Source organism: Saccharothrix coeruleofusca, assembly GCF_014648515.1.
GTDB lineage: Bacteria > Actinomycetota > Actinomycetes > Mycobacteriales > Pseudonocardiaceae > Actinosynnema > Actinosynnema coeruleofuscum.
This window is the reverse complement of record NZ_BMRG01000023.1, coordinates 75,218-89,929: the sequence shown is the minus strand read 5'-3', so window position 1 is coordinate 89,929 and position 14,712 is coordinate 75,218. Positions and strand designations below refer to the sequence as shown.

The 14,712-nt window shown below is 73.6% G+C and carries 9 protein-coding genes; 4 read left to right on the top strand and 5 right to left on the bottom strand.

Annotation, left to right across the window (positions count from 1 at the left end):
• Window positions 1-240: 240 nt before the first annotated feature.
• Together IEZ00_RS32960 and IEZ00_RS32955 are read right to left on the bottom strand one after the other, a co-directional pair.
• Window positions 241-1,926, bottom strand: a complete 1,686-nt coding sequence (locus IEZ00_RS32960) for a PHP domain-containing protein (protein WP_189227291.1) — start codon at window positions 1,924-1,926, stop codon at window positions 241-243.
• A 113-nt stretch (window positions 1,927-2,039) separates the two neighbouring features.
• Window positions 2,040-5,396, bottom strand: a complete 3,357-nt coding sequence (locus tag IEZ00_RS32955) for a phosphodiester glycosidase family protein (protein ID WP_189227290.1) — start codon at window positions 5,394-5,396, stop codon at window positions 2,040-2,042.
• Window positions 5,397-5,682: 286 nt separating this feature from the next.
• Between IEZ00_RS32955 and IEZ00_RS32950 the strand changes: the two genes are divergently transcribed.
• The 3 genes from IEZ00_RS32950 to IEZ00_RS32940 all read left to right on the top strand — a co-directional run bounded on the left by IEZ00_RS32950 (window position 5,683) and on the right by IEZ00_RS32940 (window position 10,309).
• Window positions 5,683-6,942, top strand: coding sequence for a cytochrome P450 (locus tag IEZ00_RS32950; RefSeq protein WP_189227289.1), 1,260 nt, complete (start codon window positions 5,683-5,685; stop codon window positions 6,940-6,942).
• A gap of 326 nt (window positions 6,943-7,268) precedes the next feature.
• The gene (locus IEZ00_RS32945) at window positions 7,269-9,557 is read left to right on the top strand and encodes a PQQ-dependent sugar dehydrogenase (protein ID WP_189227288.1); all 2,289 of its coding nucleotides are present in this window, start codon (window positions 7,269-7,271) and stop codon (window positions 9,555-9,557) included.
• Window positions 9,558-9,847: 290 nt separating this feature from the next.
• Window positions 9,848-10,309 (top strand): MarR family winged helix-turn-helix transcriptional regulator, encoded by a 462-nt coding sequence (locus IEZ00_RS32940; protein ID WP_189227287.1) that lies wholly within the window; start codon window positions 9,848-9,850, stop codon window positions 10,307-10,309.
• Between the two features lie 121 nt (window positions 10,310-10,430).
• Here the strand turns inward: IEZ00_RS32940 and surE are convergent, their stop codons facing one another.
• Window positions 10,431-11,180, bottom strand: a complete 750-nt coding sequence (gene surE, locus IEZ00_RS32935) for a 5'/3'-nucleotidase SurE (RefSeq protein WP_189227286.1) — start codon at window positions 11,178-11,180, stop codon at window positions 10,431-10,433.
• Window positions 11,177-12,091 (bottom strand): PfkB family carbohydrate kinase, encoded by a 915-nt coding sequence (locus IEZ00_RS32930; RefSeq protein WP_189227285.1) that lies wholly within the window; start codon window positions 12,089-12,091, stop codon window positions 11,177-11,179. Before IEZ00_RS32930 ends, surE begins: the two co-directional genes overlap by 4 nt.
• A gap of 62 nt (window positions 12,092-12,153) precedes the next feature.
• Between IEZ00_RS32930 and IEZ00_RS32925 the strand changes: the two genes are divergently transcribed.
• Window positions 12,154-12,663 carry an HIT family protein gene (locus IEZ00_RS32925; protein WP_189227284.1) on the top strand — a complete coding sequence of 170 codons (510 nt, stop codon included), beginning with the start codon at window positions 12,154-12,156 and terminating at the stop codon, window positions 12,661-12,663.
• A 29-nt stretch (window positions 12,664-12,692) separates the two neighbouring features.
• Here the strand turns inward: IEZ00_RS32925 and IEZ00_RS32920 are convergent, their stop codons facing one another.
• Window positions 12,693-14,501 carry a glycoside hydrolase family 76 protein gene (locus tag IEZ00_RS32920; RefSeq protein ID WP_189227283.1) on the bottom strand — a complete coding sequence of 603 codons (1,809 nt, stop codon included), beginning with the start codon at window positions 14,499-14,501 and terminating at the stop codon, window positions 12,693-12,695.
• Window positions 14,502-14,712: the final 211 nt, after the last annotated feature.

The following is a 14,712-nucleotide window of genomic DNA, read 5'->3' as shown; positions in this document are numbered from 1 at the left end:
GAGTCGCCGAGCACGTCGACCACGGGCGCGCCCGCGGCCAGCGACTGGCACCAGGCCGTGGTCGCCGCGCCACCGGCGGGTGGCGCGGTCGGTAAGAGCAGCAGCACGAGCGGCAGGAAGGTCAATAAGCGTCGAGGGCGGGCGGTCATGCGCTGCCGCCAAGTCTGCGGATGATCACGTTCACGATGTCGATGATCACCCTTTCGAGCGTTACTCGAAAGGGTGATCGGAGGGTGTTCGCTAGATGACGTCGATGAAGACCGGGTTGGCGTAGAACCACAGGTCGGCCCACGGGTCCGCGTCGCCGATCACGTCCTCCACGGGATGCCCGTCGGCGGTCAGCCGGTTGCCGTCGCTGCCGCGCAGCCGCAGGTAGAAGGAGCGGTCGACATCGCGGAAGGTGTGCGTGAAGCGGACCTCGCCGCGTGCGCCGCCGACCTCGAAGGTCTTCACCACCGAGGTCCCCGGCGCCGACAGCGCGTCCCGGTCGGCCGCCGGGCCGGTGACCGGACCCGCGATCAGGTCGACCTTGGCCAGCTTCGGCACCACGCCGCCGAAGTTCGCGCCGCGGGCCAAGGTCACCTCGATGACGACCTCCACCTCGCCGCCGCGGGGGACGAACGTGCGGCCGCCGATGGTGACGCCCCGGCCGTCCCGGTTCGTGCGCACCCGCAGGTCCAGCCCGTCGATCAGCCTGCCGTGCACGGCGATGACCTTGCCCGCCTGCATCCCGCGCATGACGTCGAGGTAGGACTTGGAGGCCGCGCCGACCAGGGTGCTGCTGTAGAAGCCGGGCCAGTAGTCGCCGTAGACCTGCTCGACCCCGGTGTCGACGGGCTTGCCGCGGCTGCCGGTGCTGCCGTGGTCCCCGCTGCCGGGGACGTGCGTGTCGCGGTGGTTCTGGTGGCTGTCGGAGGTCGCGGTGACCCACCACGGCTTGCCCTCGGCCAGCATCGAGTCCCACAGGCCGCCGACCTTGGCGGTCATCCAGTCGAACCCGCCGTAGGTGCGGTAGGGGTTCTCCGACGCGGTGGGGGCGTAGCCGGGGAAGCTGTCCGGGCCGGGGGAGGAGTCGTAGTAGCCGCGCCCACCACCGCGCCCGCCCCGGTCCTCGGGGATGCCCGCGGCCTGGTGGCCCGGCGCGCCCTCCATGCCCACCGCGACGCCGGGCGCGGCGTCGCGCCAGCCCCGCAGCTCGTGCGGGCTGTCCAGGCCGCGGCGGGACGGGTGGTTGGCGAACATCAGCGCGATCTCGGTGCGACCGGAGAGCACCTGCGCCTCCAGGTAGCGCAGGGCGGCCAGCGCGTACGGCTCGCCCTCGGGTCCGGTCGAGCGGGGGATCAGGCCCGCGCCGCCCTGCTCTGCGGGCGTGGACAGCACGCCGCCGTCGTACGCGGCCTCGAACGCCCGCAGGATGTCCATCGTGGAGCGGCCCGGAGGCAGGAACAGGGTGGCGTGCTCCGCGCCGGGGATGTTCCACTCCAGGCCCTGGTACACCAGCACGTCGCGGTAGGACTTGCGGGCCCGCTCGACGTCCGGCCCGACCTGGTCGAGCGAGAGCTTCTGGTGCGCCACGCCGCCGTGGTCGGTGATGACCACCCAGTCCAGGCCGTGCTCGCGCGCCGCGGCCACCTGCTGGGCGACCTCGTACTGCCCGTCGGAGGAGTACCGGGTGTGGATGTGGTGGTCACCCGTCAACCACCGGTCGCCGCCGCCCCACGGGTTGCGCGGCCTGTGGTCGTCCTCGTGGGCGTGCGCGGTCCCCGCGCCCACCGCCGCGGTCCCCGCGACCGCGCCCGCCGCGCCCAGCCCGGCCAGGAAGCGTCGGCGCGCCACCGAGAGCGGGCGGTCGTCCTCCTGGTTCAGCCAGCTGTCCCGCGCGTCCTGGTGGGTGTGCTCGTGGGAGTGGCCGTGGTGGTGCGACATCGGGGCGCTCCGATCGTGACCCGTGCGGTGGCGTCCCGAAACTATTGCGACGCCACCGCACGCGCGCACCGCACGCGGGCGAACAGCCGGTGAACACTCGGGCGGGGAACACTTCAGGCGACGCCCAGGCCCCGCTGCGGCAGCGCGACGGTCACCTCCGCCCGTTGCGTCACGCCGTTGACCGCCACCGCCAGCGTCACCCGGCCGGGCCGCAGGCCGGTCAGCTCGCCGGTGCTGGGGTCGAACCACGCGGTGTGCCACGGGCGCACCCCCTGCCGCGGCCCGACGTGCAGGTTCGGCGAGCCGCTCCAGTCCTGGCTCATCGGGTACGCCACCGGCACCCGCCGCGCGCCCTGGGTCACGGTGGCGCTCACCCGCTCCGCTGAGCCCGTCCACACGACCGGCGGCGCCTGCAGCGCCAGCGCGTCCACGTGCGGGCGGATCTCCGCGGCCAGCCAGTCCCGTGCGCCCTGGTCCACGCCCAGCAGCGTCCAGCCGGTGAACCCGCCCGCGCCCGCGTCGCCCGAGGGCGCCTTGCCGGAGTTGCCGTTGACCAGGTGCGGCACGCCGTCCACCCGCGAGGCGGCGAACAGGCCCACGTGCGCGCCGATGAACGCCGCGCCCTTGCCGGTGTCCCGCTGGAACTCGGCCAGCCACCGCTCCACCAGCGCCGCCTCCATCCGGTCGGACAGCTGGCTGCTCTTGACCGGCGACGGGTCGCGCGTCGGGTGGTGCTCCAGCACCACCACCGAGTTCACCCCGCCGTGGTCGCGCAGCGCGTCGCGCAGCATCACCACCTGGTCGAAACCGCCCCCGCGCAGCGTGCCGGTGGAGGAGTCCAGCAGCACGAACCGGGTGCCCCGGTGGTCGAAGACGCGGTTGGTGACGCCGAACTCGCGGCGGAAGTTGTCGATCGTGCCCGGCCCCATGATCTCGTGGTTGCCCGGCACGTAGTACCACGGCAGCTCGTCGCCCAGCTCCTCGTCGAGCACGCGGTGCGCCAGCGCCAGGTCCTCGGGCGCGGCCTCGTCCACGAGATCGCCGTTGACGACCACGAAGTCGGGCCGCTGCGCCTTGATCTCCCGCAGGGTCCGCCGTGCCGCCTTCACCAGGTCGCTGTCGGGATCGCGCGCCACGAACTGGGCGTCGGACATCACCGCGAACCGCCACGGTCGCCCGTCCACCGTGCCGTCCCGCACCACGAACCGGTCCGCCACCACCTCGGTGGGCGGCAGCTCGACCGGCGGCGGCACCTTCGCCACGATGTCGTCCACCAGCACCTCGCCGGTGTACTGCCGGTCGGACTTGATCTCGATGGTGTAGAACCGGGTGATCCGCAGCGGGAACGCCAGCTCGGCGGGCACCGCGACCTCGATCTGCTGCCAGCCCTCCCAGGTGATGAACGGGCCGTAGAGCGAGCGCGTCAGCCCTTGGGCGTCGGTGACGGTGAACGCGGTCCACTCGCCGCGGCCGTGCCCGTGCACCCACGCGCCCAGCGCCAGCGGCTGCCCCTCGACCTCGATCGGCCGCGGCGGGATGGCGTAGGCGGTGCGCGTCCCGGTGGACTGGCTGAAGTCGTAGCTCAGCCTCAACCCCGTGCCGGTGCGCCCGTCCGGGGTCGGTGCCACCGACCCCGACCCGCGCGCCGAGCCGAACGTCCACGACGCGGCGTCGTCGAACCCGGCCACCAGCTGCTCGCGCAGCCCGACCGTGACCGGCAGGCGCACTTCGCGCCCGCCCGCGCGGGCCACGACCGTGGTGGCGCCCTCCCGCTTGGCCGTCACCCGCAGCGCGCCGTCCTCGCCGCCGACCACGTCGACCACCGCCCGGTCGTACTCCAGCGCCAGGTCCGCGGGCTCGATCGGCGCGGTGAACCCCTCGGCGTCGTGGCCCACCACGCCGAAGGCCGCCGTGCCGCCGACCGCAGCCAGGCTGAGCCTGCTCTCGGTGGCCGACAGCCGCGCCAGCGGGCCCAGCACGGTCAGCTCCAGCTCGCCGCTCACCCGCCCCCGCCGCGCCACGGCGCTGGTGGTGCCGGGCCGCTGGGCGCGGAACACGCCGTCCTGGTCGACGCGGCCGACCTCGGGGCGGGAGCTGTGCCAGACGTGCGACTCGTCGCGCGCGGGCCCGTAGGTCTCGTCGTACCCCTCGGCGGTCAGCCGCCGGGTCAGACCGGGGAACACCCGCTCGGGGTGGCCGCCGGGGACCGTCCCGGCGCCGGGCGCGGTGTCCGGGTCGACCGCGGTGCCGACCCAGAACCCGGCGAGCTCGCCGCTGCCCCGCGGGGCGTACAGCGCCAGCCCGTTGGGCACCGGCCGCTCACCGCCGTCGGACGGGGTGTTGGCCAGTTCCACCGCCTCCGCGCCGGGCGTGCGCACGACCATCGTGGACGAGCCGCCGCCGTCGAGGTTGAGCGCGTTGTGCGCGCCCATCTCCTTGAGCGTGGTCGCCAGGTCGCGCAGGCTCAGGCCGAGCAGGTACGGCGTGGTCCGGCCGTCCACGGTGAGCATGAACATCTTCTTGCCGTCCGCCGAGAAGCCCACGGCGGTGCGCGGGTTGATCGGGTCCTCCGGCGCGACCACCTCGCCGTTGTCCACCAGCAGCTGCCTGCCGCCGATCGCGGCGCGCAGGGCCGCGCCGTCGGCGGCCTTGGCGGTGTACCGCACCGAGACGGGGTCGCCGGGCCGCAGCGCGGCCAGCGCGTCCCCGCCCGTCTCCCGGCCGACCAGCACGTACCCGTCGGAGGGGATCGGCTCCGCGGTCGCCTGCCCGCGCGTGGCCACCACGACGTCGCCGCGCACCACGACCTCGGTGACCCGCGCGCCGCCGCGCACCGCGCGGGCCCGGCTGTAGGACCCCCACAGCGGGGTGAACACGCCGATGCCGTCCGCGCCGATCGAGGCGCTGTTGAGCTGCGCCAGCGGGACCTGCCCGGACGGCAGCACGACACCGCCCTCGAACAGCACCTCCATCACCCGGCCCAGGCCCGCCGCGTCGATGCCCACCGCTCGGCCGCGCCCGGCCGCCCCCGACTTCACCGGCTGCCCGTCGCGCACCCCCGGCCCCTCCGGGGCGTTGGAGTTGTTGATGTCGAAGAAGTCCCCGTTGATCGCGGCGACCGCGCCCGTCCGGTCGGCCTGCGCGGACAGCGGCTCGACGTCGGTGACGCGACCGGGGTCGAGGTAGTCCACCCGCGTGCCCGCCGTCAGGTCGACGGTGAGCGCGTCGCCGCGCACCCAGCCGCCCGCGCCGCCCGGCTCGTACCAGTCGAACGAGTCCAGCGTCACCCCCGGCGCCACCGGCCGGGTCTCGCGGTCGGTCTCGATCCGCCGGGTCGGGTCGACCGCGGTGGCGGTGGCGGGGGCGTCGGGCAGGTCCTGGACCGGCAGGTCGGGGGCGGCGTGCGCCGGGGCGGCCAGGCCGAGCAGCAGGGCGGACAGCGCCAGGAGGCGGAGCGGGCGGCAGGACATCGGGGACCCCCGGTGTGGTGACGAACTTACCCACTGCAAGTTCACCGTGTTGTTCATTGGCGGGACAGTGCCGTTCGGCGCAACCGCGACCCGCCCGCCGTGCGGGGGTTCGAGCCGTTCGAGTGGGCTTCCCGGCATCCCCGACACGCACCGCGACCGCCTAGTACTACCGGAGGCTGAGGCGCTTCCGACCGGGGTTTGACGCAGCGCGGTCCCCGGTCGGGTTACCGTGCCACGATCATCGGCCGGGTGGGGCCGAGCCCGTGGTTGAGGGGGAGGAACGGTCATGACGACAGTGGCATCGGTGCGAGACGGTCTGGTCGCCTGGGTCGCGCGGCGGTCGGCCGCGAAGTGGGTGCTGGCGAAGTTCGGCTCGCGGGCGCTGGCGCTGCTGCCGCAGGCGGCGCTGGTGCCGCTCAAGCGCGACGGCGTGGAGCCGGTCGCCGAGCTGGAGCGGATGCGGCGGGCCGCGCCGCTGCACCGGGTGCCGGTGCCCTTCGGCGTGCGGGTGTGGCTGGTCACCGGCCAGGCCGAGGCCAAGGCCGTGCTGGCCGACACCGACTCGTTCAGCAACGACTACGCCAAGCTGGGCGCGGCGGTGGGCCTGGAGCAGTCGCCCGGCGGCCTCGGCTTCGCCGACCCGCCGCACCACACGCGGCTGCGCAAGCTGCTCACCCCCGAGTTCACCATGCGCAGGCTGGCCAGGCTGGCCCCGCGCATCGACGAGATCGTCACCGAGCGGCTGGACGCCATGGCCGCCGCGGACGGGCCGGTGGACCTGGTGCGGGAGTTCGCGCTGCCCATCCCGTCGCTGACCATCTGCGAGCTGCTGGGCGTGCCCTACGACGACCGCGACCGGTTCCAGCAGCTGGCCTCGGCGCGGTTCGACCTGTTCGGCGGCGCGGGCGCGGCGCTGGGGGCGGTCTCGGAGTCGCTGGCCTACATGCGCGACATCGTGCGGCGGGAGCGGCTGGCCCCCGGCGACGGGCTGATCGGCATGATCATCCGGGAGCACGGTGACGAGGTCAGCGACGAGGAGCTGGCCGGGTTGGCCGACGGGGTGCTCACCGGCGGGTTCGACACCACGGCCAGCATGCTGGCGCTGGGCGCGATCGTGCTGATGAGCGACGAGCAGGCGGGCGCGGCGATGCGCGACGACGACGCCGCGGTGGCCCCGCTGGTGGAGGAGCTGCTGCGGCACCTGAGCGTGGTGCAGGTGGCGTTCCCCCGCTTCGCCCGCCGCGACATGCGGATCGGCGACACCGAGATCCGGGAGGGCGACGTGCTGGTCTGCTCGCTCAGCGCGGCCAACCGCGAGGGCGCCGACGGGTTCGACCCCTCCCGCGCCCCCTCGGGGCACCTGGCCTTCGGCCACGGCGCCCACCGCTGCGTGGGCGCCGAGCTGGCCAGGATGGAGCTGCGGGCGGCCTTCCCCGCGCTGGTCCGCCGCTTCCCGCAGCTGCGGTTCGCCGACCCCGCGCCCGCCTTCCGCGGCGCGTCCATCGTGCACGGCGTGGACTCGCTGATGGTCCACGTGCGGCCGTGAGTCACGCCCCCTCGGGGGCGTAGCCGAGGTTGGGGCGCTGGTCGCGCCCCAACCTCGGCCAGTGCCGCGCCTGCGTGCGCAGTCCTCGACCTGGTCGCGGTCTCTTGGCGGGTGGGCCGCAGATGAGGGATATTCCAGGTGGGGCGGACAGCGACGCGGCCTCTCACCACCGGTGACCGGCTCCGCACTGTCCGACAGGACCGGATTGCTCCGCTCGTATGACGGTGGGGCGTCCGGACGACTCTGGCACGGATTGCAAAACGCCCTGGCCAGAGCCCGTGTTACCCCTTCGTGCTCACTCCGAAGTGCGAGAGGAGTACAACCTCATGGGTTTCTTCCGCCGCAGACAACCCCGCGCCAGACGCACGACGAGCGTGCTGACCGCGCTGCTCGTCGTCGCGGGCACGACCGTCGCCACCACACCGACCGCCACCGCCGCGGTGCCCACCGGGTTCACCGACAGCCTGGCCATCGGCGGCCTGACCGCACCCACCAACGTCGCCTTCGCGCCGGACGGCAAGGTCTTCGTCGCCGAGAAGAGCGGGATCGTCAAGGTGTTCGACTCGCTGGCGGACACCACCGCCACGGTGTTCGCCGACCTGCGCCCGCAGACGCAGGACTTCTGGGACCGCGGCCTGCTGGGCATCGCGGTCGACCCGCGGTTCCCCGCCCGCCCGTTCGTCTACGCCCTCTACACCTACGACGCGGTGCCCGGCGGCGCGGCGCCACGCTGGGGCGACACCTGCCCGACCCCGCCCGGCGCCACCGACCAGGGCTGCGTGGTCACCGGGCGGCTGTCCAAGCTGACCATGGGCCCGGCGGGCGTGGCCACCGCCGAGCAGCCGCTGATCACCGACTGGTGCCAGCAGTACCCCAGCCACTCCATCGGCACCGTCGCCTTCGGCCCCGACGGGGCCCTCTACGTCGGCGGCGGTGACGGCGCGAGCTTCAACTTCGCCGACTACGGCCAGGTGGGCAACCCGTGCGCGGACCCGCCCTCGGCCGCGGGGACCAACCTCACCCCGCCGACCGCCAGGGGCGGCGCGCTGCGCTCGCAGTCCCCGCGCAGGCCTGCGGGCGAACCGGTCACCCTGGACGGCACCATCGTCCGGGTCGACCCGGACACCGGCGCCGGGATGCCCGGCAACCCGTTCGCGGGCAGCCCGGACGCCAACGCCCGCCGGGTCATCGCCCACGGGATGCGCAACCAGTTCCGCTTCGCCTTCCGCCCCGGCACCGAGGAGATCTGGTCCGGCGACGTCGGCTGGAACACCTGGGAGGAGATCAACCGGATCGCCGACGCCAACGACGCGACCGCGGAGAACTTCGGCTGGCCCTGCTTCGAGGGCGCGGCACGGCAGTCCGGCTACGACAACGCCAACCTGACCCTGTGCGAGTCGCTGTACACCTCGGGCGGCCAGAACGCCCCGTTCTACGCCTACAACCACTCGTCCAAGGTCGTGGCGAGCGACCCGTGCCCGACCGGCGGCTCGTCGGTGGCGGGCATCGCCTTCGAGAACGGCAGCAACTACCCGGCCGCCTACGACGGAGCGCTGTTCTTCGCCGACAGCTCCCGAGGCTGCGTCTGGGCCATGCAGACCACCGCGGGCCAGCCCGACCCGACCAAGCTGGTGCCGTTCGTCACCGGCGTCAACGCCCCCGTGCAGGTGCTCACCGGTCCCGGCGGCGACCTGTTCTACGTGGCGCTGGGCGCGGGGCAGGTGCGCCGGGTCAGCTACCCCGGCGGCGGCAACCGCGCGCCGACCGCGGTGGCCACCGCCACGCCGTCCTCCGGCCCCGCGCCGCTGACCGTGCAGTTCAGCGGCACCGGCTCCACCGACCCCGATCAGGGCGACGTGCTGAGCTACGCGTGGGACCTCGACGGTGACGGCGCCTACGACGACTCCACCTCCGCCACCGCGACCTGGACCTACACCGCCCAGGCCCAGGTGACCGCGCGGCTGCGGGTGACCGACCAGGCGGGCGCCTCCGGCACCGCGGCGGTGGCCGTCACCGTGGGCACACCGACCTCGCAGGACCCCGTGCCGGTGATCAGCACGCCCACCACGGCGCTGCGCTGGCGGGTGGGGCAGGCGGTGTCGTTCAGCGGATCGGCCACCGACCCGCAGGACGGCGCGCTGCCCGCGTCGGCGCTGAGCTGGAAGCTGAGCATCCAGCACTGCGCCAGCACCGGCTCCTGCCACGAGCACGTCGTGCAGAACACGACGGGGGTGTCGTCGGGGACCTTCGTCGCGCCCGACCACGAGTACCCCTCGTACCTGGAGCTGACGCTGACCGCCACCGACTCGTCGGGGCGCACGGCGAGCACGACCCGCAGGCTGGACCCGCAGACGGTGGCGCTGACCTTCGCCAGCAGCCCCAGCGGTCTGCAGCTGGCCGTGGGCGGGGCGACCCAGGCCACGCCGTTCACCCGCACGGTGATCGTCGGGTCGAACAACTCGATCAGCGCGCCCAGCCCGCAGGGCAGTGGGACGTTCTCCCGCTACCGGTACCGCAACTGGTCCGACGGGGGAGCGCAGACGCACAACATCATCGCGCCCGCGACCCCGACGACCTACACCGCCACCTACTCGCGGTGCCTGCTGAGCTGCTGATCCGAACCGGTGGTGGACGGCGCTGACCGCGTCGCCCACCACCGCCCGGCCGACGAGGTCCCGCACCCGCGACAGCGGGATGCCGTAGTCCCGTCCGATCCCCGACGACCCGTCGGAGCGGGCGGTGCGGACCCACCTGCCCGTCGGGCCCTCGGGCTCGGCCCGCGGGCGTCCGCTGTGATCACCGCGTTCGCTGTTCGCCCGGCCAACATTCGCGATCGGAACGTTGGCCGGGCCAACCATTTCCGGGAAACATTGGTCGGTCCAACGAGCTGATTAGGGTGGCTGCCATGGACACGCGCGCCCCGGCCCCCGACCCGGCCGCCAAGTGGGTGACCCTGCCCAGCTGGCTGATCACCCAGACCGCCCTGCACGCCCACCGCCTGGTGACCGACGGGCTGGCCGCGGTCGACGCGCGCGGGCACCACTTCCGGCTGCTGGCCGAGCTGGACCGGATCGGCCCGGTCAGCCAGGCCACCCTGGGCCGCAGCAGCGGCATCCACCTCAGCGACGTGGTCGCCGCGCTCAACGAGCTGGCCGACCGCGGCCTGGTCGAGCGCACCCCCGACCCCGTCGACCGCAGGCGCAACACGGTCACCATCACCGCGGCGGGCCGACGCCAGCTGCGCAGGCAGGAACGGCGGCTGGCGCGCGTCCAAGAGGAACTGCTCGCACCCCTGTCACTTCCCGAGCGGGAGCAGCTGACCCGATTATTGGGTGAAGTCCTCCGGCACCACAGCGGACGTGATTAACCCCCCGTTCGCGGCGATCTCCGCGCACTGCCACACCTGTGCGCTTCTCCTCGTTTCCGAGCGCATCGCGCTCGGTTGACCGGATTCGCGCGGGCACGCGATCCGCACCCGTCGGGGAGGCTCACAGCTCCACCTCGAGATCCTCGGCCACCGACCGCAGCGGCGTGACGGTGGGGTGGCCCTGCGCCAGCAGCGCGGCGTCGCTGCCCGGCGGCAGCTCGCCCTCCACCACCAGCGGCGCCACGTCGATGCCGCCGTCCCCGACCTGCTTGAGGCGCGTCTGCACCGCGCCGAACTCGGCCAGCCCGGCCCGCAGCGGCGGCCCCACCCGCTCCCGGTTGGGCACGTTGAGGTTGAGCACCACACCCGGCGGCAGGGCGACCAACCGCTCGAACACCCCGCGCGCCACGGCCGTCGCGGTGCCCCAGTGGTACTCCACCACCTCGTCGGGGTCGCCCAAGCCGACGTCCAGCGACACCGCCATGGCCCGCGCGCCGTTGATCGACGCGGTCAGCGCCGCGCCGACGGTGCCCGAGTGCAGCACCGCCCGGCCGATGTTCGCGCCCCGGTTGACCCCCGACAGCACCACCTCCGGCGGGTCGCCGAACGCGCCCTGGCAGGCCACCAGCGCGATCAGGCCGGGGTGCGCGGCCACGGCGAACGCGGGCACCCCCGGCAGGCCTGCCAGCTCCCGGCGCTCGACGGCGACGCTGCGCCCGTGCTCGGCCGCGGTCAGCCCGGCGCTGGTGCCGCTGGACTCCCGCGCGGGCGCGGCGACGACCACGTCCCAGCCGTGCTCCCGCGCGGTGCCCGCCAGCGCCAGCAGCCCCGGCGAGTCGATGCCGTCGTCGTTGGTCACCACAACCCTCACGCTTCCTCCAGCGGACGCAGTTCCACCCGGCCGGTCAACTCCGCGACGCCCTCGCCGCTGCCGGTGCCCAGCCCGTGCCGGGTCACGTTCAGCGCGCCCGCCGCCGCGCCCAGCCGAAGGGCTTCGTGCAGCGAGTCGCCCCTGGCCGTGCCCGCGGCGAGCCCGGCGGTCATGGAGTCGCCACCACCACGGGTATCCACTGTGGACAGCGTCGGAACCTCCACGGTGAACAGCTCGCCCTCGATCAGCGCCAGGGTCGGGTCCGCGGCCCGCGACACCACCACCGCCCGCGCCCCCGACTCGGCCAGCCGGTAGCAGGACTTGACCAGGTCGGGCACCTCGGCCGAGTCGGCCAACCCGTCCTCGACCAGCTCGTCGTGGCTGACCTTGAGGATCGACGGCCCGCCCTCCAGCGCGGCGGCCAGCCTGCCGCCGGACAGGTCGACCACCACCTCGCAGCCGTTGGCCCGCAGGTCCGCGGTGAGCCGCTGGTACAGCTCGTCGGGCACCACGTCGTCGCTGGGACCGCTGAGCACGGCCACCCCGGCGCGCAGCGACTCGACCAGCGTCATCTCGTAGAGGTCGTCGAGCTCGTGGCGGGACAGGTGATCGGGCTGCATCTGCACCATGGGTTCCCGCTCGCCCTCGCGCCGGTCGTGCACGTAGGCACCGTTGCGCGCGGCCACGTCCCGCGCGCGCAGCTCGACGTCGATGAGATGCCGCAGCACGTGGCCGGTCTCACCGCCGAGCGCGGCGCACAGCACGACGTCGACGCCGAGTGAGGCGATCATGCGGGACTGCCAGACTCCTTGGCCGCCCGCGTGCAGGTGGATGTCGGGGGTGCCGTCGAGGTCCTCGACGGTGATGGTGAGCTGGGGCGAGGGCGCGAAGACTGCAACTTGTCCGGTCACGGTGGGCGGTTTACCCGTTTTGTCGCCACGTCATCCCTCGGTGTGGTCCGACCGGTGCCGGCATGATCGATCGGGTGAACCGCGTGCCGTGGGACGAGGACGCCTACCTGGAGCTGGTCCGCAGGGCCTGCTTCATCTGCGAGGTGCTGGCGGACAACCCCGACTACCCCCACCACGTCGCGCACCGCGACGAGCGGGCGATCGTGTTCCTCAGCAAGTTCCCCTTCATGCGGGGACACGTGCTGGTGGCGCCGGTCGACCACCACGAGCACGTCATCGGCGACTTCCCGGTGGAGGAGTACCTGGAGTTGCAGCGCGTGGTCCACGCGGTCGGCCAGGCGCTGCCGCGCCTCGTCCCCACCGAACGGCTGTACGTGCTGAGCCTGGGCAGCCAGCAGGGCAACCGGCACGTCCACTGGCACCTCGCACCGCTGCCGCCGGGCGTGCCCTATGAGCGGCAGCAGATCGCTGCCTTCTCGGCGGACCACGGCTACCTGGAGATCCCGCCGGAGGAGATGGCGGCGCTCGCGACGGCGCTGGGGGAGGAGGTGGCGTCCGCCCTCGGGCGGTGACGAACCGGTGGGCACGCCAGCGGAAGTGGTCAGCGGACCAGGACGCCGCCGAGCGCGCTGGCCTGGGTGCGCCAGTCGAGCTGGTTCGGGGTGCCGCCCGCCCAGCGCTGCCCCAACCGGTTGAGCGCGTCGCGATCGGTGGTCCAGATCGAGTCCGACTGCCGCTGGGCGTAGGCCCGGTGGGCCGCCGAGCCGGTCACCCGCGCCAGGTCGGCCAGGTAGCGCGCGAAGATGCCCTTGAACTGCTTCTGGTTGTCGTCGCAGCTGCGCTGCCCGACATCGCACGACTCGGTCAGCACCCCGCCACGGGTCAGCACCGGGCTCACCAGCGCGACATCGGCCAGCCGCCGGGCCGCGGCCAGGTACCGGGCATCGCCGGTGGCGCGCCACGCCTCGGTCAGGCCGCCGATGCCCAGGCCCTGGTTGTACGTCCACACCGTCGAGCCGTTGTTGCGGCAGTCCGCGGTCAGACCGTCGTTCACCAGCCCCGCGCTGTTGATCATGCCGCTGGCCAGGTACCAGTCCGCCGCGGTGCGGGTGCGCCGAGACCACACCGCATCACCGGGCAGGCGGCGGTGCAGCGACGCGGCCAAGCGCACGTAAAGGCCCGCGGTCACCGCGTTCTTGTACGTGCGCTCGCGGTCCCACCACACGCCGCCACCACAGGTCCCGGTGTCCCAGTACTGGTGCACATAAGCCCCGATGGTCGCCGCCATGTCCAGGTAGCGCCGCTCGCCGGTGTGGTCGTAGGCCGCGATCCACGCCAGCCCCCACCACGCGCTGTCGTCGATGGCCCGGCTGACGAAGTCGCCCTCGATGGGGTCGCTGCCGCGCTGCCCGGCGGGGAAGACGCCCCGGTTGACGTCGAAGGTGCGCGCCACGACCCAGTCGTAGCGGCGGTTCCCGGTCCGCGCCGCGTAGTCGACCAGCGCGGTCAGCGTGGCCGCCGAGTTCCACCAGCTGCTGGCCCACCACCCCTCGTGGGGACGGTACGAGTACATCAGCGCTTCCGCCGCGCCATCGGCCCGAGTCGGAGCTGGGCGGGCCCACGCCGTGCAGCTGCCCTCGTTGCTCCCCGCCGCGCGTCCGCACGCGCGGACCGCGCCGCCGTAGTGGCGCCCGCGCGGGTCGCGCGTGGCGAACATGGTCGTGCGGGTCGAAGTGCCGGAGATGACGGCGGTGCGGCCCAACGACGAACCGCCCGGCCAGCTCGCGCCCTCGTCCCACGAGCGGTCCAGCCACACCTCGTCACCGGGACCGCCTGTCTCGACCGTTCCCCAAGCCATCGCCCTCGCGTCCACGTGCAGGCGGATCGTGCGGCCGTGCAAGGTGGTCGGGGCGACCGGCTGGACGTCACCGGCGGCCAGGCTCGCGTCGACGTGATCGCACAGCACGTCGCACACCACGGGGTAGATCCAGTCGGTGCACGCCACCGCTCCCGCGTCACCGCACGCGCGGATCAGGCCGCGCCGGTGCCCGGCAGGGTCGCTCACGTTGTGCATCAGCGTGCGCGTGCCCGTCCGCGTGCCGGGCACGGTTGCCCTGCCCAGCAGGGGCTCCCAGGTGACGCCGCCGTCCCACGAGCGGTCCAGCCACACCGAGTCGCCTGGCGTCCCCTCGTCGATGCTGCCCCACGCCATGCCGTCGGCGTCGGACACGTGCAGCACCAGGAGACGGCCGTTGAGCCGCTTCTCCGGCACCGGGAACTCCTCCTCCCTGGCCTGCGAGGGGTCCAAGGCGTCGCAGGCCAGGAAGCAGACGGTCGCGGCGGGAGTGGGAGCGGTCGGGCTGAGCAGCTGCGCGGTGGTGATCAGTGCGACCAGCAGGGGAGTCGGCATGGTGGCCTCCGCCGGGAAGCGCCGGGGTTGTCCGAAGAGGACCGGAATGCGTTTTCCAGCAGAGTGGACGGTAGTGCGCCGAAGCTGCGCTTACAACGATGTAAAAGCGTTCTGTCCGGTTCTGTCACCAAGATCGCCCACCATGGGCCGCCTGGTGGAGCGGACTCACCCGGATGGCGGTTGCCGAACTGGTCGTGGCATCGGATAGTGC